Raw genomic sequence first — 26,354 nt, 5'->3', positions numbered from 1 at the left:
CGTTCAATTGATTTTATTTAAGTGCTACGAACAATTATTTCTCGGACATAGTCTACTGAGGAGCATTTTCGTGGCCAGATAATTTTTGCTGTGTATGTATATGGCAAAAACAGATTTAACTTCAGCTATAGTAAATATCGAAGCCTTTATACAAGGTTTTTCAGAGGTTACTAAAACAGATCACTATTCACTAGTGATCTGTCGGTATAGCTATCAGTTCCGATTAGTCATTTGCCACTACTTCTTTGCCGTCATAATGCCCACATGATTTACATACATGGTGCGATTTTGTTAGTTCACCACAATTTGGGCATTCCACCATGCCAGGCACATGCAATTTTTTATGCGTGCGGCGTTGGTTTTTTACCTTTTTAGAAGTTTTTCGCTTTGGTACTGCCATGACTTACACCTCCTTCGATTGTTAAACAAATATGATAGATAGTCCTATTCTTCTTTATCCTTATCTTTAAGTAAAGATTCCAGCTTTTTCATGCGTGGATCCGTCTTTTTCTCCCGCTTTCCCTCGGAGATGAATTCCCAACCTTCCCCTTCAAACGAGGCTTGGCTAATCACTTCTTCATCATCTGAGAAAACCCGGTATGGCACTTCCAATAAAATATTTTCTTTGATGAGCGGAGTTAAGTCAAGTACTTCCCCTTCAATCGGGTGAATGTCATTGTCTTCATCATCAATATCATACGGCGACTCTGAGAATATCTCAAGTGCATTAATCGCAAATGGATAAGGAACATCTGCAAGTGTACGGGCACATGGCAACACCATTTCCCCATCAATGCTGAACGAAAAGATAATGTCGTTCCCTTGATCATCTGCCGTACCGTAAACATGAACGGAATTAATTTCACGTATATCATTGTTCATTGTTTCCAATTCAGAGACATCTACTTGCTCATCAAATTTGAAAGGGACATTGTCAGCGTTTTTCTTAATATGCGCTATTGGAATTTTCATTGTTATCACCTCTAGGCAACAAGAGTAATTTTAAAAGGAAAATGATCTTTTGTCAACATATTTTCTTGTCAGTATCTCTATTTACAATATACCCTGATTTGTCATTTTCAACTCACCCAGCCATGCAGCAGATCTTATTTTCTGCTAAAATGTAACCTAGTCTATTGCTAGGGGGTTAGCGTATATGAAAGCTTGTGGACTAATCGTTGAATATAATCCGTTCCACAACGGACACGTCTATCACGTTCGACAATCCAGAGATGCATCTAATGCGGATTGCCTAATTGCCGTTATGAGCGGATCATTCCTCCAGCGCGGCGAACCAGCAATCATCGATAAATTCCACCGGACAAAGGCTGCTTTGCTTGAAGGGGTGGATATCGTTTTGGAACTTCCTTATTTATACGCCGTTCAAAGCAGTGATCTGTTTGCTGAAGGGGCTGTCCGCACACTGCATGAAAGCGGTGTGTCAAGTATTTGTTTTGGCAGTGAATCCGGTAATACACAGCACTTCATGGAAGGGTATGACGTTTTCAGGCAAAACGAACCCTTCTATCGTGAATTGTTGCAAGACTATCTTAAGCAAGGGATAGCCTTTCCGGAAGCGAGCAGACTTGCATATCAGAAAATCGGTCTGACAACGGAAGAAATGGACCTATCACAACCGAACAACATTCTTGGGTTTAGTTATGTCCAAACAATCATGGATGCGCATTTGCCTATTACACCCCTGGCGATTAAGCGGAAAAAGAGCAACTATCATGACGAGGAAATAACCGGGCCAATTGCCAGTGCTACCAGCATACGCAGCAAATTGCTGGCTGATCATGACATCTCAGAGGACGTTGCTGCAACCATGCCCAATGCGACTATCCGTCAACTTCATGAATATAAATGGCAAGCTGGCTGTTGGCACGCTTGGGAAGGCTATTTCCATCTTATCCATTATCGTGTTATGACAATGACTACAGAAGAGCTGGCTGCCATTCACGGTGTTGATGAAGGGTTGGAATACCGCATTAAAAAGACAGCACGGGGCGTGACCTCGTTTTATGAATGGATGCAACGAATCAAAACAAAACGCTACACGTGGACAAGGTTACAACGTATGTTTGCCCATATTTTGACCAACACAACTAAAACAGACATGTATCAGCTAAAAAATACAACGACAGTCCCTTACGTCCGACTGCTCGGCATGACTAGAAATGGACAAACCTATTTGAATGCACAGAAAAAAGAAATGAATGTCCCACTTGTTTCTAAACTAAGCCATCATATAAACCCGCTTTTATTCATTGAAGAAAAAGCAAGCAACGCGTATTACAGCATGCTTCCTGCTGACAAACGGGAGAAGCTTCGCAAACAGGAATTACAGCCGCCAATTATGATAGATTGAATAAACGACCTTCATACATTAGTTAGAGGACCACTGTGAACCGTGGTCCCCCTGCTTATTACCCTTCCTCCGTAGACTGAAGTTGCTTTAGATACTCCAATGCTTCTGAAAATGTATCAACAGGAACAACTTTCATGTCAGAATTAATTTCCTCAGCCGACGCTACAGCTCTTTCATAGTTTGAATCAGTCGCGCCGTTCTCATTCGGGGCAAAGAAAATATCGCACCCTTCCTCATCTGCAGCAACGACCTTTTTCTTAATGCCGCCAATAGGTAATACGTTCCCCTGATAATCAATTTCCCCGGTTCCAGCAACTTGGTAACCTTGCGTAATATCGGTTTCAGTCAACTGATCATATATTTCCAATGAAAACATCAATCCGGCACTTGGACCACCAATCTTCCCGCTGGAAAAATTAACGTCTGGATTAACTTGCACGGCCCTGTCTGTTACAAGCTTGATACCGATGCCGGGCTTATTATCATTTTCAGGGAAGTTTTTCAACGGGATTTTCTTTGTTAGCTTGCGATCATCACGCTCAACATCAACGGTTATTATTTCACCTGCTTGTTTGGAACCGACATAGTCAATTAAATCATTTGCTTTCTCAATTGGGTGGCCGTTAATTCCTGTTATACGATCCCCGGGTTTTAGCACATCACTAGCAGGCATTTTTTCGTCTACAGAAACGACATACACCCCGTTATAAGTAATATTAATCTCCTCATTTGCCGCTTCATAAGCTACAACGATTGCTTTTTCTTGAGAACTTTCCATCATTTTCAGCTGTGCATGGAAGTATTCATCTTCTGATACCCCTTCCGGCCTTATATTCCGAAGTGGAAGGACTTCTTGATGCGGAAGAATTTTTGCCAATAAATACTGTATCGGTGTTGCCTGGCCTCCACGAATTGTGACCAGGTGCATGTCCCCCTCACTTTTATGGCCATTTTCGACTTGAACAATCGAATTGAGTGCATCAGCACCGCCAGGCTTATAAACATAATAAGGTAATTTATAAATCGAAATAAATAAAGCAATAGCCATCACGGCAATCATGGTGATAATATGTCTTTTTGTAAATTGCACCGTAAAACTCCTTTCACCTTCCACCGGTAACTCTTTTGGAGTGTATTCAAAAGTGTATGTCATAAAAATGGGCTGTATGTGCGTATATTGATATAGACTTGTACATTCATTTAATAACCTACAATTAACGCACTATAAAATAAGCTAGGATTATTCTACTACTATCAGGAAAAGAAGTACAGGATTAGCTCGTTCTTAGGAGGCCGGACATTGAAACAGCAAATAAAAACAATTGCATTGACAGGTATCACCGCTTTTATTGCCATCTCCTTAATAAAGTACCCCGATCAGTCTCTTGAAGCAAGCATACGGGGACTGAATATGTGGTGGGAAATTGTTTTTCCATCTTTATTGCCCTTTTTTATTACGGCTGAACTATTGATTGGCTTTGGCTTTGTTAAATTCATCGGTGTACTATGTGAGCCAATCATGCGCCCTTTATTTAACGTACCAGGGGCCGGCAGTTTTGCTTGGGCAATGGGTATGGCCAGTGGTTATCCGACAGGTGCAAAAATCACAGCGCGGCTTCGGGAACAAAATCAGCTAACACAGATACAGGCTGAACGGCTCGTATCATTTACAAATGCTTCTAGTCCGCTTTTCATTTTTGGCGCTGTATCAGTGGGTTTTTTCTATGATGTGAAATTGGGGATTGTCTTGGCAGCAGCCCATTATTTAGGTAATGCGCTTGTCGGGGTTTGCATGCGTTTTTATGGAAGAAAGGAAGAAAAACAAACAGTTACGTTGGCTAAAGAAAAACAAAGTGTATCGATTATCCGAGCTTTTCGAGAAATGCATCGCACAAGAATGAATGATCCACGCCCGTTCGGAAAAATAGTCGGAGATGCCGTACTAAATTCAATTCAGACGCTTGTCATGGTCGGCGGTTTCATTATCCTGTTTTCCGTATTCACAAAACTGTTGTATATTGTCGGAATCTCACAGGCGGTTTCTGTGTTATTCCAATATTTGCTAAAAATCGCTTCGATACCGGTCGAACTCGCGCTACCCATGTTATCCGGTCTGTTTGAAATCACATTGGGCACAAACCTAATCTCGCAAAGTGATGCAGCTAATCTGTTGGAAAAGATTATTGTTGTCAGTTTTATTTTAGGTTTTAACGGACTTTCTGTTCAGGCACAAGTTGCTAGTATCATCGCACCGTCAGATATTCGGTTTGCCCCGTATTTCTTTGCCCGGATTCTGCACGGGCTGTTTGCAGCGGTGCTCACAGGCGTCTTCTATACACCATTATATTTGAACAGAACATCATTTGATTTTAAGGGGGTCCCTGTTTCTAGCGGACCGCAAGAAGAAACGTGGATGCAATTTTTGTATTTGTTCGCTGAAATTGGACCAATCATCACATTCAGTTTCCTGTTTATTGCTTTTCTTATCTTGGTGAAACGCTGGCGTAATAGCTAAAAAAGATGTTGCATGTCGCAACATCTTTTTTAAGAGCTAAGAAAGTATAAAGTTTAGCGATATAACTTTTACTTGCAAGGTAAGCCAGCCCGGCGCTTGCGCCTTTGTTCGTTATTTCATATTAAACTTCTTTTGCAAGGCCGTCTGGACGACATCAGGAACCAGGTCGGTGACATCCGCTTTATACTTGGCAACTTCTTTAACAATACTTGAACTAAGAAATGAATATTGATTATTTGTCATCATAAAAAACGTTTCGATGTTTTGATCCAATTTCCTGTTCATTGCTGTAATTTGCATCTCATATTCAAAATCACTGACTGCACGCAGCCCCCCAAAATTGCATCAGCTTTGTGCTGTCTGGCATAATCAATTAAGAGTTCACCGCTCCGATCAACAAACACATTCGACAAATAGCTTGTTGTCTCCTGTAGTAATGACACCCGCTCATCAACCGAAAACAATGGATCTTTTGACTGGTTATTAAATACAACCACGATTACTTGATCAAATATTTTAGCGCCCCGTTCGATAATATCAAGATGTCCGTATGTAACCGGATCAAAACTTCCTGGACAGATTGCTAATCGGTTCATTGGTCATGCCCCCTCATTTATTCCCGCTTCTTTTTATAGATAGTTATACCAGTTGTTTCACCATACAATTTTCGTTTCAGTACTTCATAACGTTCATCAGTCATCGCCATATCTTCAGTAGCATCATGTTCACAGAAAATCATACCATCGTCATGAAGCAAGTCCAATTCAGTCACTTTACCAAGCAATTTCGCATAATTCACTTTATAGTAAGGGGGATCAAGCAGTATTAAATCAAATTGAAGTCCTCTTTTGGCCGCACCATTCAAAGCATTGAAGGCATCTGACTTGAATATTTCAACATTATTCTCCAGCTGCAGCATCCGGATATTTTCATTAATAGTATGTATCGCTTTCGGGTGTTTATCAACAAAGATTGCCTTCTCCATACCTCTGCTTAACGCCTCAATACCCAGCGCTCCGCTTCCGGCAAACAAATCGAGACAGGCACCTTGACGAAAGTAAGGTCCAAGCACCTGAAATATCGCTTCTTTCACTTTATCAGTAGTGGGCCTGGCTATTTTACCAGGTACCGATTTTAACTGCCGCCCTCTATGTAAACCTGAGACAACTCGCATATAACCACCTCAATAAATCATAATAATCGCAACCGATTAAAAGCGCAAGACCAGAAGCCAAACTTCCTTTTAAAAAGTTACTTCAGCAAAAAATTGCTTGTTTATGTATATAAAAAATAATGATGGTTATACTATCGTAGTGAAGCAGCACAAAATTGCTTGGCTGTTTCAAAAACTCGGAGAAGACTTACACTTCCCCATAAGTTCTTCCTCCGGTTTCTCCTCTCCCTTTGCCTTTTTGTTTTCCAATACGAAAACAAAAGGACCTGCAGAGTTATTTCTGCAGGTTTTTCTTTTTGATATTTTAAACTTAATCAATAGAAAAAACCTTTGCGGACGTCATTATGTATGTCCGCAAAGGTTAGATACCCATTTTATAGTCATATTGTTTCGCTTTGTCAGGTTTTGCATTGTCAAAGTTGGTCGGTATAAACGGCTTTTGCGACCGCTCCACCTTTGAAACAAACGGGAGCTTTAGCAATTTGGCTTCCGTACGTTCAAGTGTATCCTGATCAACATAAAGCACGGCATACTTCAAATTCTTAGACGTGTAAATTAGATGCCCGTACCGTTTGATATGCCTAATATTTTTCATATGCTTGAACCAGACTATAAGTCCTTGGCGTTTCGTTCTCATATTGCATCCTCACTAACATCTTGTTTACAGATAAGTTTACCAGAATGCGGCCAAGGCTTCAATCTAGGCGCTACATCCGCATGCTCCCCCATGGCCACATCCGGTATCAGTCAGCGCGGCACCATCTTTCGGTGCTTTTATCTGATCGCTGACACTGAACGCAATATATTCACTGACTTCATCAAGCATTTTCTGTAAATTACGTTCAGCAACTTTGAATGCCGCAACTTTGTCGTTCATGTCCATTTCCCGTTTGCTAGTGCGAACTTTTTTCATAATTTCTTTATAATCCGGGTGGTACCACCCAAAACGCTGGACTTCTTCATATTGTTCTTTTATATCGTTAAACGCACCTATTAATTGCTGTGCTTCTTCATCTTCTTCCATTGATTTACGAGCCTGTTGATAAGCTTTCAAGACATCAGACTGTAGAATCATCTCACTGAGCTGTTCGGAGTGATCCAGTATGTCCGCATACTCCATTGTTCCTATCATTCTTTCACCTCCATTTGTATCATATCATGGAATGGTTGCAAAAAAAACCGCCGCCAGCATCAAGATTGAGTCAAGTACTTGTGGGAGATTTTTTTCAAGTCCCTTTTTTGTATTGTTTTAGTCAACTTTTGGTAACGGTTTCATGTTTATATCATTTTAATCAGTTGGTGCTTTTTTACTTTTTCAAATTCCCCGTAATCCTTTTAATGCGTCTGTAATTGGTTTCCCGATAGCCTGCCTCAGATAACCCAGATTGTTGCGTGTTGCTTCTGCAGCACTTTCTTTTAGCTTTTCTACAAAGTGTTTAGGCGGCTTTTCTTCTTTGCTTTCCTGTATTAATTCCTGCGTCTGTTCAAGTATCCCCTGCAGCGTTTTTATCTTCAGATTATCTTTGAGGGCAACCATGATATCGATGAATTTATCAAGCCCTTTATCACTCCAACTACGCCCGTTTTTGAGCCTTCTAGCGAACACACTCATCGTTCCCTCTGCACTCCCCATCGGGCGGAATCCTGTTGTATCTATGCCCCTCTCTTTTAGTTTTTCACGGTAATCTCCCAGTGCCTCTGGATATTGGGAAAGCTGGGCAATTAACTCTTCCAGCCGTTCTTCCTTCTTTTCATTTTCAAGCGTACCCACCGCACTGTTTAATTCCACCATGAAACCTTCCCAGTCATAGCTTGCTAGTTTCTTTCGGATGGAGCGGTATCTTGAATGACCCCGAAACAAACGCTGCACATCCCGGGCAACATGAAAACGGTCGATGACAAAGGTCGCATTATGCTGGAAATGATCCCGGCAGGATGTGATCCACTTCGCTCCATCCCCATTAATAACGAGGTGGTGCCTGGTCGGATCATACTCGTAAGTAGCCATTAGATACTGCTCAAATTCTTCCCAGAACGGCAGATTTCCTTCATGAATGAAATGTCGCTTCTCTATCAGCTTTGCTCGTTTACCATTCATTTCCCAGCCCTGATGCACACTGGCAATCTTAATTTCCTTGCCTTTTTTCTTTTTCTCTTGGCTTTTCGTATAAAGCCCGTCCACCTCCACGAATACAACATCCTGTTCGAGTGGCACTGACTCTTCCGGCACAACCTCCGTATTCAAAAGCTGCTGGCGTATACCTTCATGACTGATGACAGGGTAGCCCAAAAGCTTCTCCATTGCCTTCCCAGCCTGTCGATAGGAAACGCCTGTTACAGCCAGTTCAATAGCCAAATCTTGCACCACCGGACTCATTCCCTTTGTGCCGTCAAAAGCTAAATACTGATCCAATAAATAGACATACTTTCCCGTCTCTTTATCTTGATAATAATTTCTTTTCAGTTCCACCTGCCCAAAGACGGACTCAAACTTTAATGTTCTTTTATCCTTCAAATAAAATCGTTGCTTATCCCTTTCTGAAGCAATCGCCTCATCTATTTCCTGTAACGTCTGTGCCATCACCTGAGAAAAACTTTCCTGCAATGCACGGTATGTAATTTGTTCTAATTCTTTCATTGTAAGCGCAGATATGATATCTTTCATTAGAGGACCTCTTTCTATAGTTGTTGTTGTAGCAGACTTAACTATACAAGAAAAGGTCCTCTTTTTCATGTAAAACACCCTTTAAACTACCGCGCTTCGCTTGCTGGCCTCATCTTTGGCGTAGAAGTCTTCCGACTTCAACACCAAAGATGAGGTATATGTTCTCCCATAAACATTTTACTCTAACCAGCATCAATCCTTCATCAAATCGGCAACATTCAATAGCATACTTGCCATTTGTATATGGCTGCCGATTTTGTCTACTTGCTGCGGTAACGTATTTCCATAAAAAGACTTGGACGCTCTCTCAAGTTCCATGACACTATTTGGATTCCGTGACAGGTAACGATACCAATCAGGATTGAAACGAACGAAATGAGCAAGCTTCGGATTTTGTTCCAGAAAGTTGCGAACCGATGTCTGCATCTTCCCACCTCAATCCCGGAATCCGCCAAATGGGCGATTATTTTGGGTTGACGGATCGAATGACTGCTGTGACGAATGATCTGAAGACTGAAATTGACCTAATAATCCCTGTACCGTGGAAATGGCACTATTAATGTTATCCACTTGCGTCTGAAGTTTATCCATGTCGATATTCTCAGACATTTGGATCAGGCGCTCCATCATCTCTTTTTTTCCATTTCCGCGGGATCGTTTATTTTCTGTTTTTGACGATTTTTCCTCCTTGTATTTATCCCAAAATGGGTCATCTTCCCCGAGCAATGCCCATTTTTCATAATATTCCTGCCAGCCTCTGCCACTTTTCCGAACTTCTTCCACCAGCTTCGGATGCCGCTGCAGAAATTCCTTGAATTCTCTTACACTTGGATGAAGTTTATCACTCATTCCTACTCACCTCGGCAACGGATATGTTGTTACTTTATTTTATGAAAACCGGGCCGATACTGTGCCTAAGGCGAATGTTCGGACTATTAATCATCGCTTTTTGACGAAGTTTTGTGTGTAGTAAGACTTATACACTCCAACCCCTAAATGTGTATAATCGTCTTTAAGCAATGCATCACGGTGACCTTCACTGTTCATCCATCCATGCATGGCTGCCTGCGCATCAGGATATTGTGCAGCAATATTTTCCCCAGCCGACTTATAAAATACTTCTTTGGTGGCTAGACGCTCTTTTAACCCATCACCGTTTTTACCATAATGGGAAAAATAGTTTTTCTCTGCCATGTCTTTACTATGGAGATAAGCAACCTCGCGAACAGCATCATCCCATTTCAGCACCTGTTTCCCATAGTGATTCCGGAACACGTTGGTCATATGAAATATTCGTTTCTCCATTCCCGTGTCAATTTGCTGCTGTTCATCATCATCATAAACAGGTTTTTCCGGCAACGCACCGCGGTATTTCATTTCATACGGACGATGGAGTAGCAAAAGATTCGCAGTGAGCACACGAATACCAGCCAATTCATCCGTATACCTGTCGAAATATAACTGCATAAAAATATCATCCGTGACTTTTACCAACGGCCTGGTTTGTCGTTCCTCATCACGCAGCTGGAATGAATACGATGATAGGTCCTTACTGTAAGTTACCTCTCCCGGAAACGATAGCTGCTCTTTTACGGAATCATAAGCTTGGCCAATGTGAATGGGCTCAAGGGATAAATCACGACCCGTTGCATAAACCGTCTTTATGCTGTCATCATTAATTCCAAACTGAATATAGTGTTTGCGTCCATCCGTATACACCCACGATTCATATCCATAATCAGTCAAGTCTTTTCTAAGTGGTTCCCCCAGTTTTTCCGTCAGTTGTTTAGCTTCTTTTCCAATCCATTGATAGATATCCCCCTCATACGGAATCAGGGAACGATCTTTTGGAATTTCTTTTGTTTCCAGTTTACTTTCCTTCTGTTCCAATACATTAGGACCAACGACTTTTTCATTCGAGACAAGATCATACTTGTCCAGTAAATAATAGACACCAGAAATAATTAATAATACTAGAATAGCAATTCGAATCAGCCGCATATAAGTTTCCCCTTCTATTAAATCTTCTATAATAAACTATATGCTACAACCGATGAATACATGCTTATTTATCCACCTACAACCTGAGACACCTTTGGAAAGTGAACCACTTCTTGTTTCATTTAAAAACAACCGTATGTCAATGCATACGGTTGTTATATCAAAACGTAGAAAAATCCTTTTTATAAACGTCTTATGGGCCTCAACACGCTCTATTAGATGATGTGGTCTACAGTCATTAATGAAACCCTGGTTGTTCAGAAATTTCTTCAAGTGCACTTCCGGCTGCTTCATTAGACTTATCCTCCAAGGAGAGATCTCCTAATGAAACAATTCCGGCAAGTTTCCCATTTTCAACGACTGGCAGACGACGAATTTGATTCTGTGCCATGATACTAGCGGCCGTCTGAACCGAAGTATCCGGAGCTTCATAATGTAGTTGTTCACTCATTACTTGCTGCACTGCCTCCGTGTCCGGCTTTCGTTCAGCATACCCACGTAAAACCAGATCACGGTCGGTTATAACACCATCCAACTTTTTATTTTCGTCACACACTGGAATAACCCCAACATTGTGCTCTTTCATTTTCGTTGCAGCATCATATAACGTATCGTCTTTACGACAGACAGTTATATCAGTACTCATTACATCTTTTAGCGACTTCATCGATGTACCCTCCTTGTGTAAATTTAATCGTACATTTCTTATTTATTCCCAAAATCGGCTATATCTTTCATGAAAATCGCATTCCTTTTCAATTGAAACTCGAAGCTTTTTCGATTATCATAACGTAAAGAGGATATTTTTGTGAGGTGTAAAAAATGAAACTGGAAAATACAGAAATTGAAGAAGCAGTTGTTGATATTCAACCACTTGATCGCCTGATGGGAAATCATGCTTTTATACGTGCGGGCCAGTGGGATTACGAGCGTGTAACATACGATTATAAAATTGCTTCTAAAGAAAAAAACATTACATATTATATTCGTATTCAAGGATATGCTATTGAAGGTGACGTCGACCGGGGTGATGCTGTCATTCAGTTGAAAACTCCGCTTCTTGGCAAACATTACTATCCACACGGCGTGGAATACGGGGAAGATGAGAATTTCCCGGAAAACCTTGTTGATCGTGCGACAAATCTTATTTCCAAAATAAAAGATGATATCGATCAGTACAAAAAATAAGAGTAAGCCAACTGCTCGTCGTTGATTTAACAACGAGCAGTTGTTTTTTCAAAGCCGAATTCACCGTTGTTTTCCCGAGAGCTTGGAAACTTGTGAAATGTATCATAACCTCCATACAAGAGGGCTATGATGACCTACATATTTCTAATATATGTAACTCTTGGAGGAAAGGGGACTCCTACTTACATTGTTTCGATCGATAACTAAGCGCCAATGGTCATTGATTTTTTTAATATTGATTCTACTGCTTTTTGTATTCTTTATTTTGCCAGTCTCCATTCCATTAGTTCTGGCATTGGTTACAGCCTTAATGCTTAATCCAGTTATCAGATTCATTCAGCGAAAGACAAAACTCAGCAGGAAAGCTTCAGTCATCATCGTCTTTCTGCTATTTCTGATTTTCCTGGGACTCGGTGGGGCATTTATTGTAACAAAAGCGGTAACACAAGTCATTACGTTTGCTGAAGATATCCCTTCCTACATAACACAATTGAACAGTGCATATGGAAATTGGGATGCCAGCTTTAGAAAGTATACTGAAAATCTTCCGAATGAATTTTATGAACAAGTTTCAAACACAATTGAATCACAGCTTACATCAATGAGTATGACACTAAATGAAACCATCACCATCGAACGTATTTCTCAGATTGTTGCCCAGGTTCCACAATACTTAATCAGCTTTCTGGTTTATTTGATCGCCCTATTTTTGTTCATGCTTGAACTGCCGGTACTCAAGTCAAAATTATACAGCTTCATGACGAAGGAAACAGCAGAAAAGGTTTCTTTCATGAACACGAGGCTTTCCCATGTTATCCTTGGGTTTTTCAAAGCACAGTTTCTTGTAAGTATCATTATTTTTGTCGTTACTTTAATCGGGCTATTCCTGATTATTCCACAAGTGGCTATTATTATGTCACTCTTTATCTGGATTGTCGATTTCATCCCAATTATAGGCTCTATTGCTGTCCTTGGACCATGGTCTTTATTTGCCTTTATCAGTGGAGATACCTTCCTTGGAATACAGTTGGCCATATTGGCGATTGTATTGCTAGCTATACGGAGAACAGTCGAACCAAAAGTAATGGGTCAACATATTGGGCTTTCTCCACTGGCCACATTGATTGCCATGTTTTTAGGAATAAAACTGCTTGGACTGCTCGGATTTATTCTTGGACCATTGTTGCTAATAGCGTTCAATTCAGCAAAAGAAGCCGGTATTATCAAATGGAATACAAAAATTTAACGTGTGCGAACATCCCGCACACGTTTTTTATCTTCATTTAATCATCATCAGTTCATAGGTAGCATCAATCTTTAGCCACCAAGAATTGCCTTTAGCATGCTGGTTGTCTTTCCTCCATCGTAAATAATGTACAAAAGCAAATAAACAGCCACACCAGTAGCAGCACTACAGAACCAAATAATACTTGTAATAGGGCCAATTTTCCTATGTATACGTATTTTTCGTTTGAAAGCAAGCGTGATTGTTACAACGCCAAACAATGCGCCGGTAGTAGCAAGGAAGATATGAAAAATTAAAAAGATTGTATAATAAATTTTTATATCATCCGGCCCACCAAAACTTGTATTTCCAATGAAAGCTGTTCTGGATACATAAATAATAAAGAATAACAAAGCACATACAGCCGCGGAAAGCATCGTTCGCTTATGAGCCTTCTTGTGTCCCTTAGCGATGAATGTCCAGCCAATTGCAACTAATACAGCACTCGCCACAATAAAAAAGGTACTTATCGTCGGTAAAAGTGGCATAATCCGGTAATCAATCCTTTCACTATGACTGAATAAAACATAACCCCAGAAATCAGGGTGTGTTTATTCAGTCATTCTGTAATTCTTCATATGCATTCGCAGGCAATGGGTCCACACCGCTATTTTCCTTTTTAAACCAATCAGCGATAACTGTCATTAGAACAACACCATAGGTTATTTCCTGCATAAATTTCATGACAATTCCACCAAGCTGTTGATCCTCTAAAATCGTCATTGGCGAGAAAAACTCTGGTCCGGAAATAGAACCAGGCAGCCCTTGTAGTACATCGGCTGGCACGCATAAAGCCAATGCCTGTATCCAAGCCCCGTCCCGCGTGTAGGCAGCATAAACAGGAGCATCAGCAAAAATAAGCAATACACAAGCAGGTGTAATTAAAACACTATTTGTGAAAATGTAGAAAATCTTCCCAAGCGGTTGCATGCGGTTAAATTCCTTCATAGGCGAAAGCATTGGCCACCAAACAACAAATGCTGCGATTAAAAGAACGACCGAAAAAGTTGAATGTGCCATTTGTGAAGACTTCGCAAAATCAAATATTACCGGCAAATGATAAAACGAAAACAATGTGTTAAACAAAAGCAATGATATGAGCGGTTTTGACAGGAATCTCATAGCCGGTTCAATCAATGGCCGGCAGACAGCCTTTTCCCACAACCATGCTGGTATACCCTTAATGGTAAAGATGGGGAATATTAGTAAATAAATGGCCATCTGTATCATATGGGCTGTTAGTGTGATATGGGTCAATAAATCAATTGGTGATCCTTTTACAGCATATAGAAGAACCAAGCCAGAATAGACAAAGGCTTGTTGCTTCCCTGATGGACGTGCTTCCCCTTTACCACCAAACTTATGACGGTATGGTCCTGTAATCAAATAATATGTTAATGCAAGCCCCAAAACAAATAGCAAGAAGTAGGGACTCCACAGCGCGCGAAAACCGAATATCTGTAACTCAAGCCACATATAAACACACTCCAAAAATGAGTATTATACTTATTTTATTATAACGTATTTTTCACCAACACACACACATGTAATATGACAATTTAAAGACAGAAAATCACAATCTTCTGTAATGAAAAAGACCGGGATAGTCCCCGGTCTTTTAACACATTACCACCATGTGATAACACCTAGCCCTGCCAGAGTCAGCGCCGCGGCCCACACACCGCCGTAAATCATGACACTGGCGAACTCGTGTCCCTTATCCTTTAAATGCATAAAATAGTATAACTGGAAAGCAACCTGTACGATAGCCAAAATTAGCAGCACGGGTATAACGTACATTTCTTTCATCATATCCGTTGTAACGATAACAAAGGCAATAATTGTAAATAGAATCATCAAGGCAAAGGAAATAAGCTGTTTTTTCATTTCCTCTCTGTTCTTTTGTCTATGGAACGGATTGCCTTCTCCGGAATTGGTGTTCTCAGCCATTGATTATCCCACCTTTCCCATTAGGTAGACTACCGTGAAAATGAACACCCAAATAACATCGATAAAATGCCAGTAAAGGCTGAACGTATAATATTTAGGTGCATTATACAAGTTTAGTCCCCGTTTTGCGTTGCGTAGCATTAAGGCTATCAGCCATGCCAGCCCAAATGTTACGTGACCTCCGTGGAAGCCAACAAGTGCATAGAAAGCTGATCCAAATGCAGACGAACGGAATGTGAAACCATACTCAGTAATATAGTGTGTGAACTCATATATTTCACACCCCAGAAATGCAAAACCTAAAACAGCAGTAATGCCAAACCAGAGTTGCATTTTCTTAAAATTGTTATTCCGCATTTGGTATACAGCGTATACACTTGTGAGTGAACTTGTCAAAAGCAGCATGGTCATGATGAAGACAAGTTCCAATCCGAACAGTTCATTTGCCGTTGGCCCGTCAGCCGTTGAATGGCGCAAGGCAAGAAATGTACCAAATAGGCTGGCGAACAATACGGTTTCCCCACCAAGAAAGAACCAAAAACCGAGAAATTTATTCTTTCCTTCAAGGGTGGCTTTTTCCGGCTCATTCGGCATGATTTCCGGATTCAATGATTGATCATGACTCATATTATTTAGCCTTCCCTTCTAATTCCTCTTTCGGAATATGGTAACCATGGTCGTCTTTCAGCGAGCGCAGGAGCATACAAACTAAGGTGATTGCCATACCACCGAATAACAGTCCATATGCCCAATCATAGTTCACTTGGTAAATAAAACCAAAGCCGGCAACGAATAGTCCTAATGACATCATGAACGGCAAGAACGTTGGGTTTGGCATATGAATATCACCCAGTGGCTCTGCAGGTGTCATTTTCCCTTTTCCTTCTGTCTTTTCAATCCACAATGGATCAAGTCCACGAACCAGCGGTGTCTGTTTAAAATTATAGAATGGCGGCGGTGATGCGATTGTCCACTCAAGCGTACGTCCATCCCAAGGGTCCGCACCGGCCTTTTCTCCTTTAACCGCTGAATACACAACATTAATCATGAACACGATGACACCAAATGCCATGAAGAAGGCACCAATTGTACTTATCAAGTTACCCAGATCAAGCCCCTGATTTTCGAGGAACACCCAATAACGACGCGGCATTCCCATTAAACCAAGGAAGTGCTGGATAAAGAATGTCAAATGGAAACCGATAAAAAATGTCCAGAAAGTCAATTTACCCATTGTCTCATTAAGAATGCGTCCGAACATTTTTGGCCACCAATGATGCAGACCTGCCATGATTCCAAATACCGTACCACCAACAATTACATAGTGGAAGTGTGCAACAACGAAGTACGTATCATGGTACTGATAGTCTGCAACAACTGACGCAACCATGACACCAGTCATTCCGCCAATTGTAAATGTAGGGATAAAACCTAATGACCAAAGCATCGTTGTGTTTATGGTTATACTTCCTCCCCACATTGTCGCTAGCCAGTTAAAGATTTTAATTCCCGTTGGCACCGCGATGGCCATTGTTGCAATCGCAAATAGCGAGTTTGCTACAGGACCAAGGCCTACGGTGAACATGTGGTGCGCCCAAACCATAAAACCTAAAAAGGCAATCAGAATAGTCGCAAACACCATTGCCGTGTAGCCGAACAAGCGTTTTTTAGAGAATGTTGAAAACACATCACTGAATATGCCAAACGTCGGAAGTATTAATATATATACCTCCGGATGCCCAAATATCCAGAATAAATGCTGCCAAATAATGGTGTTACCACCTAGGCTAACATCGAAAAACGCTGTACCGAACATACGATCAAACATTAACAGGAACAATCCAACCGTTAATGCCGGGAATGCGAATAAGATTAAAACACTTGTTATAAATGTCGTCCATGAAAACAGTGGCATACGCATAAAAGTCATACCAGGTGCACGCATATTGATAATCGTCACCAGGAAGTTAATACCACCGATCAATGTTCCGGCACCTGCTATCTGCAAGCCCATCACATAGAAGTCTACACCGTGCCCCGGGGACGTTGTGGATACCGGTACATATGATGTCCAGCCGGCATCAGGTGCACCTCCGAAGAACCAGCTCATGTTCAGCAAAAGACCACCAAACATAAACAACCAGAATCCTAATGAATTTAAAAATGGAAAAGCGACATCCCGCGCCCCAATCTGCAATGGAACTGCGGCATTCATCAAACCTAATAACAGCGGCATGGCAGCAAGAAAAATCATCGTTGTTCCATGCATGGTGAAAACTTCATTATAAAAACCAGCACTGACAAAATCATTCTCGGGTTTAATCAGCTGTATACGGATAATCATCGCTTCAAGTCCGCCAAGCAGGAAGAAAAACCCTCCGCCAATCAAGTACAAATGTGCAATTTTCTTATGGTCGACAGTAGTTAAATAATCCCACAGGACAGCGCCGAAGCTCCGTTTTTGAGCAGCTGCTATACTCATAATCAGTAACCTCCCTTTCATCTTTTCAAGTCATAATTTAGAATGAAACATTAATCCTTTGCGCTTTCAGGTGTGATTTCAGACGGTTTTAATTGCAATAGATATTCTGCAATTTTACCCGCTTCATCTTTTGATACTTCTGGATAATTACCGGTCATTTTATTACCGGGTTTCATGGATTCAGGATCCATTATCCATTGAACAAGGTTCTCTTTATTCATTTCTTCTGTACCGGCTAATTTAGACCGATTACCAAAGTCTGTCAGATTTGGACCGACTTGTACCGGGGATGATCCAATGGCGTGACACCCCATGCAGTTATTTTCTTCAAAGAGAGCCTTTCCATCCTGTGCCACAGCACTATCCGGCTCAGCATCAGGATCGACATTCTGCATGTCTGCTACCCACTGATCAAATTCATCTTGGCTTACGGCAATGACTTTAAAGTCCATAAGCGAGTGAGCAGGTCCGCAGAATTCAGCACATTTACCCCAGTAAACACCCTCTTCATAAGCTTCGATGTACATGGTGTTTTCATTATCCGGGTTTACGTCCATTTTCCCTGTAACAGTAGGCAACCAGAATGAATGAGTGACATCAGCTGACTTCATGTTAAGGTAAACTTTTTCACCCACCGGAATATACATATCCTGACTTGTTTGGATTTCCTGTCCTTCATAATTGAAATGCCACCAGTACTGGTTACCAGTCACTTGAATATTCATGTGATCATCAGAACCCGAAGTATCCGCCAAGTCAAATGTTGCAGTAACGGTAGGAACAGCAATGATTAACAGCAGGATAATCGGAATAATAGTCCATATCGTCTCCAGTGTTTTATTACCTTCCACCTGTTTCGGGATATAATCTTCCTGACCTTTTTTCTTCCTGTACTTGATCAATACAATCGTATAAACAACCATGACGGCAGCCAGCACAAAAAGCATTACAACAGTTGAAAGAATGATTAAATCAAATGATTTTTGTGCCCCGTAACCTTTCGGGTCAAGTGCGGTTAGGTTCTCCCTACCACATGCCGAAAGCACCAGAGCCGTCAGACCCAGTAGAAAAACTGCACGGATTTTACCCATCCAACCTTTCATGTATTCATACCTCTCTTTCTTCTTTTGAGTTTCCTATGTTTTTTATCATACAGAAACCAGCTTAACTTAAGGGGAATTCAAACGTTACGACAACCATCATCAAAAATAAGATCGTTAAATAATTTAAGGAATAGACAAAGATCATATTCGCCCATTTCAAATCATTTTTCACAAAGAATCCACTGATACTCATTATTAGCCAGCCAATATTCAAAAGCGTGGCAATCACAATGAAAACAGGCCCTAATTCCCACATGTAAAACGGTAGCGGGAACAAACATGCGATATACACGGCAATCTGACGTTTAGTCATTTCAAATCCGTGTACAACAGGCAACATTGGCACACCAGCAGCTTTATATTCTTTTGTTTTTTTCATTGCCAGCGCCAGAAAATGTGGCGTCTGCCAAATAAACATGATTAAAAACAGCACAAAAGCCACCGAGTGGAGGCCGGGGTCAACAGCTGCCCACCCAATAAGCGGCGGCACCGCACCGGAAAAACTTCCGATTGCAGTGTTAAGTGTATATCTGCGCTTCGACCATACTGTATAAAGGACTACATAGGTGAACCAGCCCAAAAAAGCAATAATTGCAGCTTCCAATGTTGTAAACAAAAGAAGAACATGACCTAGCACAGATGAAAAAACTCCCATCATGAGAATACGGTTACGTGGTATACTACCGGTCACCGAGGGACGAGTTTTTGTCCTTGACATGACTGGATCGATATCAGCGTCATACCAATTATTCATAATACATCCGCCCGCAATTACTAGTGCACTTCCCGCCATCGTCAACAGAAAAAGCCCCCAGTTAGCAGTGAACGAAGTACCTGTGAAATGAATAGCGAGCCAAAAACCAGCAAACGCCGTTATCAGATTTGAATTCACAATTCCCACTTTGATCAATGCTTTAAGGTCTGCGAAAAATGTCGGGTTTTCCCCCTTAATGCAGGACGACCTTTCAATTAGTGGTTTAGTAGTCGTCTCTACCTTATCCATATATACATCCCCCCTTTTCTCTCATCCCAACAAAAAGCACAATAACCTAGCATAGTATTATCATACCTAAGTAGCCCCAAAATTATCCTTTTTGAATTATCCCAATTGTATCATGGAATGAACATACTTTCTATTTAGGTATGACATAATACAATTTAATTAACCCGAAAAAAGTGTGACAAATTTGTGAAAGATGGTGTCCTAAATAAACGAAAGGCTATAATTTTTAGTTTCCATCAATCTACCTATGTACTTTTTTCCCATGAAAACAGGGCATGAAAGTATGATGCTTACTGAATATCCCCTATATTATTTCTAGCAAACAACGCTCAACAATGCAAGCGTTTTTTATATTTTTATGGTGAAAATAGTGTTAACTCATGGTAAGATGTCAATTGTGTATTCAGAGCAATCGACTATTTTCATTTGCCGTATAACAGCAGTGCTATTATGATAGATAGAAGCAACGTAATTATTTTTGATAAAAGTGAGGCAATCATATGATTAGGACTTTAAAGTGGCTCTCTGTCGTTTCCACGTTAGGAATGATATTTGTTTTACTTGGTGGTGCGCTGGTTACAAAAACTGGATCAGGCATGGGTTGCGGTGCAAGCTGGCCACTTTGCAATGGTCAATTGTTGCCATCCAATATAACTCCTGAATTAGTTATTGAATTAAGTCACCGACTTGTTTCCGGCATTATGGGAATTGTTGTTTTAGCTTTGTCGGTTATTTCTTGGATTGTCGCTGGACATAAACGCGAGGTTAAGTTCCTTGCGTTTATGTCGTCGTTTTTCCTACTGCTGCAAGCTTTAATCGGGGCAGCGGCTGTCATATGGAATCAATCCGATTTCATCCTGGCTACCCATTTCGGGATTTCACTTATTTCATTCACAGCTGTGTTTTTGCTGATGCTCCTTATATTTGAAATCGATAAGAAATTTGATGCGTCGTCTCTAGTCATACAAAAAAAGCACCGTTACGAAATATACGCCATAACCCTCTTCACCTTAGTTGTCGTTTACACAGGTGCACTTGTACGGCACGCAGAAGCAAGCATGGTGTGTGGCGACTGGCCATTTTGTACAAACGGTTCACCATTTGCATTTGGTGCATACAGCTTTGACCAGTGGATTCAAATGGGGCATCGGCTTTTTGCTAGTATATTATTCATATGGACAATCCTATTATTTATTAAAATTATGACAAATTATCGAAAAAACCGTGTCATGTTCTGGGGCTCAATAACTACAATCTTGCTGATCAGTCTGCAAGTATTTTTTGGTGCAATGATCATTTTTTCTATGCTTAACCTTGGTATTGCATTATTACATGCATTTGTGGTCACCTGTTATTTTTCCATGCTCAGTTACTTTGTCCTCCTCGCCTCAAGATGTAAAGGTAATTGAATTAGGCCTTACTTTCTAACGTTAAAAAGGGTAATGGAATTTTCCATTACCCTTTTTTCTATTCAAATTCTATTAGTAGATCATTCGTTTCGATTGCGTCCCCATTCTTCACATAAATTCGCTTAATAACACCGCTAAACGGGGCTTGAACAGTTGTTTCCATTTTCATAGCTTCATTGATAAGTAGATGGTCACCTTTTTGAACGGTATCACCTTCTTCACTGATGACCTTAACGACCGTCCCTGGCATCGTAGCACCAATTTGTTTCTCATTTTCCTGATCAACTTTCGGTCTGGTTTCCACCTGGGATGTTACATTTTCGTCGTTGACAACCACTTGCCTTGCTTGCCCATTCAGTTCAAAATAAATAACTCTTGTTCCATCCGAACGAGGCTCAGAAATAGAAACTAGTTTTACAAATAGTGTTTTGCCCTGTTCAATTTCCACTTCAATTTCCTCATCCAATTTCATGCCATAGAAGAAAGTAAGTGTGTCAAGAACGGAAATATCCCCATACGTTTCATAAAAACGGTGATAATCCATAAACACTTTCGGATACAGTGCATAAGAAATCAAATCAAAATCCGTCACTTGCCGATCAAGTGTTTTAAACAGTGAATTTCGCAGTTCGGTGAAATTCACCGGATCAAGCAGTTCGCCCGGCCGCTCTTTAATTGGCTTCTTCCCTTTTAGGATAATCCGCTGTAACTCTTTTGGAAATCCTTGATATGGTTGGCCGATATATCCTTGCATGAATTCAATGACTGATTCAGGAAAATCAATTGATTCGCCACGTTCATAGATGTCATCTTCAGTCAAATTATTCTGTACCATGAACAGTGCCATGTCCCCGACTATTTTGGAGGATGGTGTCACTTTAATAATATCCCCAAACATATAGTTCACACGCCGGAACATTGTCTTCACTTCATTCCAACGCTCCTCCAGCCCCACTGCCTTGGCCTGCTGCCTGAGATTGCTGTATTGTCCACCAGGCATTTCATGAAAGTAAATTTCCGTATGCGGGGCTTTCAGACCGCTTTCAAAATCCTGGTAGTGGGTACGAATGCCTTCCCAATAATGCGACAGTTTTTCAAAGTTATCAATGTTGATATTCGGCTGACGATTGGATCCTTCCATCGCATGGTACAGCGATTGCGCACTTGGCTGTGATGTCAGTCCGGCCATCGGTGCATTAGCCACATCGACTGCATCCACGCCGGCGTCGATTGCACGAGCGTACATATAAATTCCATTACCGCTTGTATCGTGTGTATGCAAATGTACGGGCAAATCAACTGTTTCTTTCAGTGATGCGATGAGCTGATAAGCTGCTTCAGGCTTCAATAATCCTGCCATATCTTTTATGCCGAGAATATGTGCGCCGGACTGCTCAAGTTCTTTGGCAAGTTTTTTGTAATAATCCAGGTCATATTTCGAACGCCCGGAATCGAGGATATCCCCGGTGTAACACATGGCTGCCTCGGCAATCTTATTATTGTCACGAACCGACTGTATTGCTGGCCGCATGCCTTCCACCCAGTTCAAACTGTCAAAGATTCGGAATACATCGATTCCAGCAGTCGCACTGTTTCCAACAAATTCATTAATCAGGTTATCCGGATAGTTTTTGTAACCAACTGCATTACTTGCCCGTAGCAGCATTTGCATTAAGACGTTCGGCATTTTTTCACGCAGTTTTAAGAGCCGCTGCCAAGGGTCTTCTTTTAAGAAGCGGTAGGCAACATCAAATGTGGCACCACCCCACATTTCAACAGAGAAAAGTTCCGGAAGCATTCTTGCCGTCGGTTCGGCAATTTGCTCTAAATCCTTTGTACGTATTCTTGTTGCAAGCAATGACTGATGAGCATCGCGAAATGTTGTATCGGTAAGCATCACGTTATCCTGCTTTTGCAGCCATTTTGCTAAATAATCCGGGCCGTGTTTATCTAGAATTTGTTTTGTTCCATCCGGAAAAGGCTTCTGCTTGTTTACTGCCGGTATTACCGGTGGAATAAGATCAGGCTTTTCTTTTGTAGGGACACCTTCAAATCCGTTCACCGTCGTATTCCCGATATAGGTTAGCATTTTTGTCCCGCGGTCTTTTCTTTTAGGAAATACGTATAATTCGGGTGTCTGATCGATAAACGTTGTACTATATTCACCTGATAAAAACTGTTCATGCGAGATGACATTTTCTAAAAACGGGATGTTCGTTTTGATCCCTCGTATCCTGAATTCCTTTAAATTTCTGATCATTTTTTGTGCAGCTTGATCAAACGACAGCGCCCATGTCGAAACTTTTACAAGCAATGAATCATAGTGCGGCGAAATAACCGCCCCTTGAAATCCATTCCCTGCATCAAGACGGACGCCAAAGCCTCCACCAGTACGATATGCCATAATTTTACCGGTATCAGGCATAAAATTATTCAGTGGGTCCTCTGTGGTTACGCGGGACTGGATAGCATACCCCAACGTTGAAATTTCTTCCTGCTTAGGAATGTCAATCGATGAGTCGTGTATGTTTCTGCCTTCAGCTATTTTAATTTGCGTCTGAACAATATCAACACCAGTTATCATTTCCGTAATGGTATGTTCCACTTGTACCCGTGGATTTACTTCGATAAAATAATACGCTTCATCAGTTACGAGAAACTCGACAGTTCCGGCATTGATATAATTTACATTCTTCATTAGCCGAACAGCTGCATCACAAATTTCATCCCGGATTTCTTCGGATAGGGAAAGACTCGGAGCTGCCTCAACTACCTTCTGATGCCGGCGCTGTACGGAACAATCACGTTCAAATAAATGAACGGTATTTTGATGGGTGTCACCAATGATTTGTACTTCAATATGTTTCGGATTCTCGATTAATTTTTCCAAATATACTTCATCACTGCCAAAGGATGCTTTCGCCTCGGATCTGGCACGGTCAAATGCCTCTACCAATGCTTCTTCACTCCGGACAATCCGCATCCCTCGGCCGCCACCACCGAGTGAGGCTTTAATAATAATCGGATAGCCATGTTCCCGCCCGAATGTCTCAGCTTCTTGCAATGAAGTAATAGGACCATCACTGCCCGGGATAACTGGGAGTCCGGCCTTGACTGCTTGCGTTCTCGCTTTAACCTTATCACCGAACATGTTCAGATGCTCACTTGTCGGGCCGATGAAAATAATTCCCTCTTCTTCACAACGTCTAGCAAATTCAATATTCTCAGACAGGAAACCATAGCCGGGATGAATGGCATCGACCCCAACCTCTTTGGCAAGATCAATGATTCCTTCAATATCAAGATAAGCTTCAATGGGCTTTTTCCCTTCCCCTACCAAATAGGCTTCATCAGCCTTATAGCGATGATAGGAACTAATATCTTCCTTTGAGTAAATCGCAACCGTCCGAATATTCAGTTCTGTACATGCACGAAACACACGTATAGCAATCTCCCCGCGGTTTGCGACTAATACTTTGTTAATCTGTTTTACTTCACCCATACTTTTCCTCCTCCAGTCGATACATGATTATTTCCAGATTTTTTATCTTCGCTGACAGGAACGGGCTCTTGTTCTGTTTTTCTGACTGACTTTGCAATATTATTCAAAATACCCATACCCATCATCATAACGAGAAGGCTTGACCCGCCATAACTGACAAATGGAAGCGGAACACCGGTAATAGGCAGCATTCCGCTAATGGCACCAAGATTAATAAAGGCTTGGATTCCAACCATAGCAGATATTCCGATGGCCAACAGTGACCCAAAACTATCGGGACACTTCCTTGCGATGAACAAACCACGCAGAACAATCACTGCCAGCATGCCAACAACAATAATCACACCGATAAACCCAAGTTCCTCTGCAATGACTGCCATGATAAAATCAGTGTGTGGTTCCAGTAGATAACCAAGCTTCTGGATACCCTGACCTAGCCCTTCACCATTGAGGCCACCCGCACCGATGGCAAGGTAGGATTGAATCAGGTGGTAACCGTCATCCGCTGGGTCTTCAAATGGCTGATAAGCACCGGCAAACCTGCTAATCCGTTCATCAGTGATCATACTTGGGATTGTGAACAGAACAAGAAGGGCGCCAAGACTGCCAAGCAATAAAAGATGCTTAAAGTTGATCCCGGAACTTAATATGACAGAACAGGCAATCAGAAAAATGATTGCCGCCGTGCCGATATCTGGTTGTAATACAATCAACCCAAGTATGACAGCGGTCAAAACTAATGGCGGCAGTACTCCTCGGTAAAACTCATTAATATAGGATTGCTTCTTGGAATATACAGATGCCAGATATATAATCAAACCGAGCTTGGCAAACTCTGCCGGTTGTAAGCTTACCGGACCAAAGTTAAACCATGAACGGGCATTATTAATAGTGCTCCCAAACAAAAGCACACCTACCAGCAAAATAACAATCACAAGTACAATCAATTTTATCAGCTTCTGATAATTTTTGTACGGGAATATGCTCGTTATAGCAAACGCCCCCATAGCCAAGACAAACCACTGAATCTGTTTCACAAGATAATGCGAACTTTCATAGCCTTCCACCACCGCCAACACCATACTTGCACTGTAAATCATGACAATCCCGAATGCCGTCAAGAACACCGGTGTAATCATCAGCGTGAAATCGTAGTCCTTAATCTTCCTTATCATCGTACGTCTCCCCAGAATATGTATTTGAACGGTGGATGAAATCAAAATCCAAAGAGCATAGGGTAAATTTTAAATAGTATATCATATTTTACCTAAATCTACTACACTATAAAAATAAAAAACCTTGCCACTATTCAATTCAGGCAAAGTTTTCAGTGCTGACACCGTTCTACACAGATTTATGTGCTGCTTCATGTAATCTATTGAGTTGCCTTTCCAAGTTTTCAAGAAGCGCTTTACCTTCATGTTCGCTAATCAAATTCAAACGTACAGCGAAATCGATTTCCCTTGAAAGACCGAACATTTGTGTATCAAGAACCTCTTCGTAAAGAGGACATTGCGGCATTGTCAGATTTTCTATTTGTACTTCAATAAGCTTGTGTATCTTTTCAGCATCCGCCTTTAGAAGGGCATAAGCTTTTTCACGATGCGTTTCCGTCACCTCTGGAATCAATTATATCCCTCCATCATAAAAGACTTCCTTATTATTTATATTATCGTTTGTACCTTAAAAATGCAAATAAAATTTAA

At 41.2% G+C, this 26,354-nt stretch carries 26 protein-coding genes and 1 pseudogene; 5 read left to right on the top strand and 22 right to left on the bottom strand.

The window, feature by feature from the left end; all coding sequences use genetic code 11:
• Positions 1–223: 223 nt before the first annotated feature.
• Positions 224–400 (bottom strand): 50S ribosomal protein L32, encoded by a 177-nt coding sequence (rpmF, locus tag FFL34_RS16285; protein ID WP_138604370.1) that lies wholly within the window; start codon positions 398–400, stop codon positions 224–226.
• A gap of 44 nt (positions 401–444) precedes the next feature.
• Complete coding sequence (locus FFL34_RS16280; RefSeq protein ID WP_138604369.1) at positions 445–972, bottom strand: YceD family protein; 528 nt, start codon at positions 970–972, stop codon at positions 445–447.
• Positions 973–1,156: 184 nt separating this feature from the next.
• Here FFL34_RS16280 and FFL34_RS16275 point away from each other — a divergent pair, with 184 nt between their 5' ends.
• Positions 1,157–2,371 carry a nucleotidyltransferase gene (locus FFL34_RS16275; RefSeq protein WP_138604368.1) on the top strand — a complete coding sequence of 405 codons (1,215 nt, stop codon included), beginning with the start codon at positions 1,157–1,159 and terminating at the stop codon, positions 2,369–2,371.
• Between the two features lie 58 nt (positions 2,372–2,429).
• Here FFL34_RS16275 and FFL34_RS16270 read toward each other — a convergent pair whose 3' ends face one another.
• Complete coding sequence (locus tag FFL34_RS16270) at positions 2,430–3,461, bottom strand: SepM family pheromone-processing serine protease (RefSeq protein ID WP_138604367.1); 1,032 nt, start codon at positions 3,459–3,461, stop codon at positions 2,430–2,432.
• Between the two features lie 210 nt (positions 3,462–3,671).
• On the opposite strand from FFL34_RS16270, the gene ylbJ reads away from it, so the two are divergent.
• Positions 3,672–4,886 carry a sporulation integral membrane protein YlbJ gene (gene ylbJ / locus FFL34_RS16265; RefSeq protein ID WP_138604366.1) on the top strand — a complete coding sequence of 405 codons (1,215 nt, stop codon included), beginning with the start codon at positions 3,672–3,674 and terminating at the stop codon, positions 4,884–4,886.
• A gap of 111 nt (positions 4,887–4,997) precedes the next feature.
• Here the strand turns inward: ylbJ and coaD are convergent.
• The 9 genes and pseudogenes from coaD to FFL34_RS16220 form a co-directional block, all read right to left on the bottom strand.
• A pseudogene (gene coaD, locus FFL34_RS16260) lies at positions 4,998–5,482 on the bottom strand (pantetheine-phosphate adenylyltransferase).
• 17 nt (positions 5,483–5,499) lie between these two features.
• The gene (rsmD, locus tag FFL34_RS16255) at positions 5,500–6,060 is read right to left on the bottom strand and encodes a 16S rRNA (guanine(966)-N(2))-methyltransferase RsmD (protein ID WP_138604365.1); all 561 of its coding nucleotides are present in this window, start codon (positions 6,058–6,060) and stop codon (positions 5,500–5,502) included.
• A 361-nt stretch (positions 6,061–6,421) separates the two neighbouring features.
• Positions 6,422–6,697 (bottom strand): YlbG family protein, encoded by a 276-nt coding sequence (locus tag FFL34_RS16250; protein WP_138604364.1) that lies wholly within the window; start codon positions 6,695–6,697, stop codon positions 6,422–6,424.
• Positions 6,698–6,760: 63 nt separating this feature from the next.
• Entirely contained in the window at positions 6,761–7,192 is a 432-nt protein-coding gene (locus tag FFL34_RS16245; protein WP_138604363.1) for a YlbF/YmcA family competence regulator, read from the bottom strand.
• A 183-nt stretch (positions 7,193–7,375) separates the two neighbouring features.
• On the bottom strand, positions 7,376–8,725 hold the full coding sequence (locus tag FFL34_RS16240) for an ISLre2 family transposase (RefSeq protein ID WP_234031459.1): 1,350 nt from the start codon (positions 8,723–8,725) through the stop codon (positions 7,376–7,378).
• A 192-nt stretch (positions 8,726–8,917) separates the two neighbouring features.
• Positions 8,918–9,151 carry a YlbE-like family protein gene (locus FFL34_RS16235; RefSeq protein ID WP_138604362.1) on the bottom strand — a complete coding sequence of 78 codons (234 nt, stop codon included), beginning with the start codon at positions 9,149–9,151 and terminating at the stop codon, positions 8,918–8,920.
• A gap of 9 nt (positions 9,152–9,160) precedes the next feature.
• Positions 9,161–9,574: a YlbD family protein gene (gene ylbD, locus FFL34_RS16230; protein ID WP_138604361.1), complete on the bottom strand. Its 414-nt coding sequence runs from the start codon at positions 9,572–9,574 to the stop codon at positions 9,161–9,163.
• 90 nt (positions 9,575–9,664) lie between these two features.
• A complete protein-coding gene (locus tag FFL34_RS16225; protein WP_138604360.1) occupies positions 9,665–10,726 on the bottom strand; it encodes a CAP domain-containing protein in 1,062 nt (353 codons plus the stop codon).
• Between the two features lie 238 nt (positions 10,727–10,964).
• Positions 10,965–11,393 (bottom strand): CBS domain-containing protein, encoded by a 429-nt coding sequence (locus FFL34_RS16220; RefSeq protein ID WP_138604359.1) that lies wholly within the window; start codon positions 11,391–11,393, stop codon positions 10,965–10,967.
• A 155-nt stretch (positions 11,394–11,548) separates the two neighbouring features.
• Between FFL34_RS16220 and FFL34_RS16215 the strand changes: the two genes are divergently transcribed.
• Together FFL34_RS16215 and ytvI are read left to right on the top strand one after the other, a co-directional pair.
• Positions 11,549–11,914, top strand: a complete 366-nt coding sequence (locus tag FFL34_RS16215) for a YugN family protein (protein WP_138604358.1) — start codon at positions 11,549–11,551, stop codon at positions 11,912–11,914.
• Positions 11,915–12,101: 187 nt separating this feature from the next.
• Complete coding sequence (ytvI, locus tag FFL34_RS16210; RefSeq protein ID WP_138604357.1) at positions 12,102–13,160, top strand: sporulation integral membrane protein YtvI; 1,059 nt, start codon at positions 12,102–12,104, stop codon at positions 13,158–13,160.
• 71 nt (positions 13,161–13,231) lie between these two features.
• Here ytvI and FFL34_RS16205 read toward each other — a convergent pair whose 3' ends face one another.
• The 7 genes from FFL34_RS16205 to cyoE all read right to left on the bottom strand — a co-directional run bounded on the left by FFL34_RS16205 (position 13,232) and on the right by cyoE (position 19,737).
• Positions 13,232–13,687: a DUF420 domain-containing protein gene (locus tag FFL34_RS16205; RefSeq protein ID WP_138604356.1), complete on the bottom strand. Its 456-nt coding sequence runs from the start codon at positions 13,685–13,687 to the stop codon at positions 13,232–13,234.
• Between the two features lie 67 nt (positions 13,688–13,754).
• The gene (gene ctaG / locus FFL34_RS16200) at positions 13,755–14,675 is read right to left on the bottom strand and encodes a cytochrome c oxidase assembly factor CtaG (protein WP_138604355.1); all 921 of its coding nucleotides are present in this window, start codon (positions 14,673–14,675) and stop codon (positions 13,755–13,757) included.
• Positions 14,676–14,825: 150 nt separating this feature from the next.
• Positions 14,826–15,149, bottom strand: coding sequence for a cytochrome c oxidase subunit IVB (gene ctaF, locus FFL34_RS16195; RefSeq protein ID WP_138604354.1), 324 nt, complete (start codon positions 15,147–15,149; stop codon positions 14,826–14,828).
• 3 nt (positions 15,150–15,152) lie between these two features.
• Positions 15,153–15,776: a cytochrome (ubi)quinol oxidase subunit III gene (locus tag FFL34_RS16190; protein ID WP_138604353.1), complete on the bottom strand. Its 624-nt coding sequence runs from the start codon at positions 15,774–15,776 to the stop codon at positions 15,153–15,155.
• Position 15,777: 1 nt separating this feature from the next.
• Positions 15,778–17,631 (bottom strand): cytochrome c oxidase subunit I, encoded by a 1,854-nt coding sequence (ctaD, locus tag FFL34_RS16185; protein ID WP_138604352.1) that lies wholly within the window; start codon positions 17,629–17,631, stop codon positions 15,778–15,780.
• 50 nt (positions 17,632–17,681) lie between these two features.
• Positions 17,682–18,734, bottom strand: a complete 1,053-nt coding sequence (coxB, locus tag FFL34_RS16180; protein ID WP_138604351.1) for a cytochrome c oxidase subunit II — start codon at positions 18,732–18,734, stop codon at positions 17,682–17,684.
• A 61-nt stretch (positions 18,735–18,795) separates the two neighbouring features.
• Complete coding sequence (gene cyoE, locus FFL34_RS16175) at positions 18,796–19,737, bottom strand: heme o synthase (protein ID WP_138604350.1); 942 nt, start codon at positions 19,735–19,737, stop codon at positions 18,796–18,798.
• 500 nt (positions 19,738–20,237) lie between these two features.
• Between cyoE and FFL34_RS16170 the strand changes: the two genes are divergently transcribed.
• The gene (locus FFL34_RS16170; RefSeq protein WP_138604349.1) at positions 20,238–21,146 is read left to right on the top strand and encodes a COX15/CtaA family protein; all 909 of its coding nucleotides are present in this window, start codon (positions 20,238–20,240) and stop codon (positions 21,144–21,146) included.
• Positions 21,147–21,204: 58 nt separating this feature from the next.
• On the opposite strand, the gene pyc is transcribed toward FFL34_RS16170, so the two are convergent.
• From pyc to FFL34_RS16155, 3 genes are all read right to left on the bottom strand, one after another.
• On the bottom strand, positions 21,205–24,648 hold the full coding sequence (pyc, locus tag FFL34_RS16165) for a pyruvate carboxylase (RefSeq protein WP_138604348.1): 3,444 nt from the start codon (positions 24,646–24,648) through the stop codon (positions 21,205–21,207).
• Positions 24,636–25,823 (bottom strand): putative lipid II flippase FtsW, encoded by a 1,188-nt coding sequence (gene ftsW, locus FFL34_RS16160; protein WP_138604347.1) that lies wholly within the window; start codon positions 25,821–25,823, stop codon positions 24,636–24,638. Before ftsW ends, pyc begins: the two co-directional genes overlap by 13 nt.
• A gap of 169 nt (positions 25,824–25,992) precedes the next feature.
• Positions 25,993–26,274: a YlaN family protein gene (locus FFL34_RS16155; protein WP_171046447.1), complete on the bottom strand. Its 282-nt coding sequence runs from the start codon at positions 26,272–26,274 to the stop codon at positions 25,993–25,995.
• Positions 26,275–26,354 lie beyond the last annotated feature (80 nt).

This window comes from Lentibacillus cibarius (genome assembly GCF_005887555.1).
GTDB classification, from domain to species: Bacteria; Bacillota; Bacilli; order Bacillales; family Amphibacillaceae; genus Lentibacillus; species Lentibacillus cibarius.
The sequence above is the reverse complement of the archived record's forward strand: the minus strand, read 5'-3'. Positions and strand labels throughout refer to the sequence as shown.